A 1,999-nucleotide genomic window follows, 5' to 3' on the forward strand; every position below is an offset into this window, starting at 1 on the left:
GTCCAGGAAACGGGGCGACCGGCGTTTTCGGGGAGATCGGGTGTCGGAGGGCCGGTGCCGCGACGCGGTCAGTGGATGCGGCGGATGTCCCGGCGGCGCAGGGCGTAGCCGAGACCGACCAGCCCGCCGAGGACGAGCCCCACGCCGACGCCGAGTTCCAGGGGATCGAGCCCGGCCACACTGCCGCCGAGACCGCCGCGCACGCCGAGGGTGGCGCCGCGCGAAGCGCCCGTGCCGGTGCCGGTACCGGTACCGGTACCGGTACCGGTTCCGGTACCCGAGCTCGTGCCGGTGACCACGCTGGCGCTCGTACGGGTACCCACGGTGGAACTGGTCGTGGGTCTGCCGGTGCCGCCGGTGATCGTGAGGTCGGCCGAGCCGGTCTCGCCCGCGCAGGTGAAGGAGACGGAGTACTGGGCTCCGCGCCGCGCGTCCCGGTCCACGGTGACCCGTGCGGTCTTGCCCCGGTCGATGCTCACGGTGTCGAAGACGCCGGAGGAGACGGTGGCGAAGGCGGCGTTGCAGCCGGTCACGGACAGCACCACCTGGCCGCCGGGGGCGACCGTCGAGGGGGTGATGGCGAAACCGAAGGAGGTGATGGGTGCGGCCTCTGCCGCGTGCGCGGCGGGCGCGGCCGCCGCGCCGAAGACGAGCAGGGCGCCCGCGGCGGCGGCGCCCAACAGGACTGTGGGGGAGGTGCGTATCGCGCCCATGGTTGATTCTCCGGATCCCCGAGGAGCAGCCGCGGAACGGTTTCCGCACGTGGGGGGTCGTGCGCCTCGATGTCCGCCACGCTAGGTCCGTGCGCGGTGACCCGCGATCAGGAACGGGCGAATGGGGCATGGCGATAGGCCGAACCGGGGACGGGAGGCCCGTCCCCGGTTTGCCGGGCCGCGGTCGGGGGCGGTCGGTCCCCGACGGTGCCAGTCGTCGTCAGTCGTCCGGACCCAGATGCGGGAACTGGGAGAAGAACGGCTCGGCGGTGGCGGCGATGCCCCGGCCGAAGGGCGCGTCGAAGTCCCAGATGAGGAACAGCAGGAACGCGATCAGCGCGCTGAACAGCCCGGCCAGCAGCAGTTCCCGGAACGAGCGCCTGATCTGCAGGGTGAAGATCAGCCCCACCGTCACCAGGGCCCCGGCGATCAGGCCGAACCAGACCACCCCGGGCATGGTGGCCCCGGCGCTGAGGCCGCGCGCGTTGCGCGCGTCGTCGGCCACGGCGACCTGGTCCACGAGCGGCTGGTACGCCTGGCCCTCGTGGTCGGTCTGCGGTTCGTAGTCCGTCACATCGCGGCGGATGCGTTCCAGCAGTTCCGCGCTGCGGTCCGTCAGCTCGCCGTTCTCGGCCATCTCCTTCCATTCGGTGTCGACGACGTAGGTCACGTAGGCGTCCACGCCGGACCTGATCTTGTTGCGCACGTCGTCCGGATAGACCTCGGAGCGGACGCTGATCTCGTGCAGGGCCTGCGATTCCTGGCGCACGTACTCCTGGGCGGCCCCGCGGCCCTCCCAGACGCCGGCGATCGCCAGGCCCAGCACGATCGCGTAGATCACGCCGATCATCATCGTCATGTACTCGATGACGTCCGGGGTCTCGCTGGGATCGTCGTCCTCACCGATCCGGCGCTGGTTGAAGAAGGCGATGGACAGCACCACGGCACACGCGGCGGCCATCGCGAGGGACAGGACGAGCCATTCCGACAAGATGACTCCCAATCGATTACGGGGTGGAATGCGGCGGCGCTAGCGCGGGCGCAGCGCGATGATCGCGAGCACCGCGGGGATCGCGGTCATCAAGGTGAAGGTCACCGGCGAGATGTGACGCTCGACCGGCTTGCGGACCGTCGCGTGGTACGCGGGGCGTGCGACCGGCTTCTTGGGGGGCGCGGCCGCGGGGATCGCCCGGGGCGGCGCCGGAGCCGGCGGTGCGGGTGGCTCCGCGGCGGGTTTCGGGACCGGTTCGGGGGCTGGTTTCGGGGCCGGGGGAGCGGGGGCCGGG

The 1,999-nt window shown here is 71.8% G+C and carries 2 protein-coding genes and 1 pseudogene; all 3 read right to left on the bottom strand.

Annotated elements, in window-relative coordinates; all coding sequences use genetic code 11:
• Nucleotides 1–68: 68 nt before the first annotated feature.
• Nucleotides 69–713: a hypothetical protein gene (locus AC061S_RS44305; protein ID WP_478691555.1), complete on the bottom strand. Its 645-nt coding sequence runs from the start codon at nucleotides 711–713 to the stop codon at nucleotides 69–71.
• A gap of 220 nt (nucleotides 714–933) precedes the next feature.
• Entirely contained in the window at nucleotides 934–1,704 is a 771-nt protein-coding gene (locus AC061S_RS44310; protein ID WP_478691556.1) for a bestrophin-like domain, read from the bottom strand.
• A 39-nt stretch (nucleotides 1,705–1,743) separates the two neighbouring features.
• Nucleotides 1,744–1,999 (bottom strand): annotated as a pseudogene (locus tag AC061S_RS44315) (hypothetical protein); the annotation flags it as partial.

This window comes from Streptomyces sp. CA189, assembly GCF_056428985.1.

Bases quoted from the DNA above. Each gene is read 5' to 3' on its own strand.
- AC061S_RS44305 (WP_478691555.1), bottom strand. From the start codon at position 713: ATGGGCGCGATACGCACCTCCCCCACAGTCCTGTTGGGCGCCGCCGCC.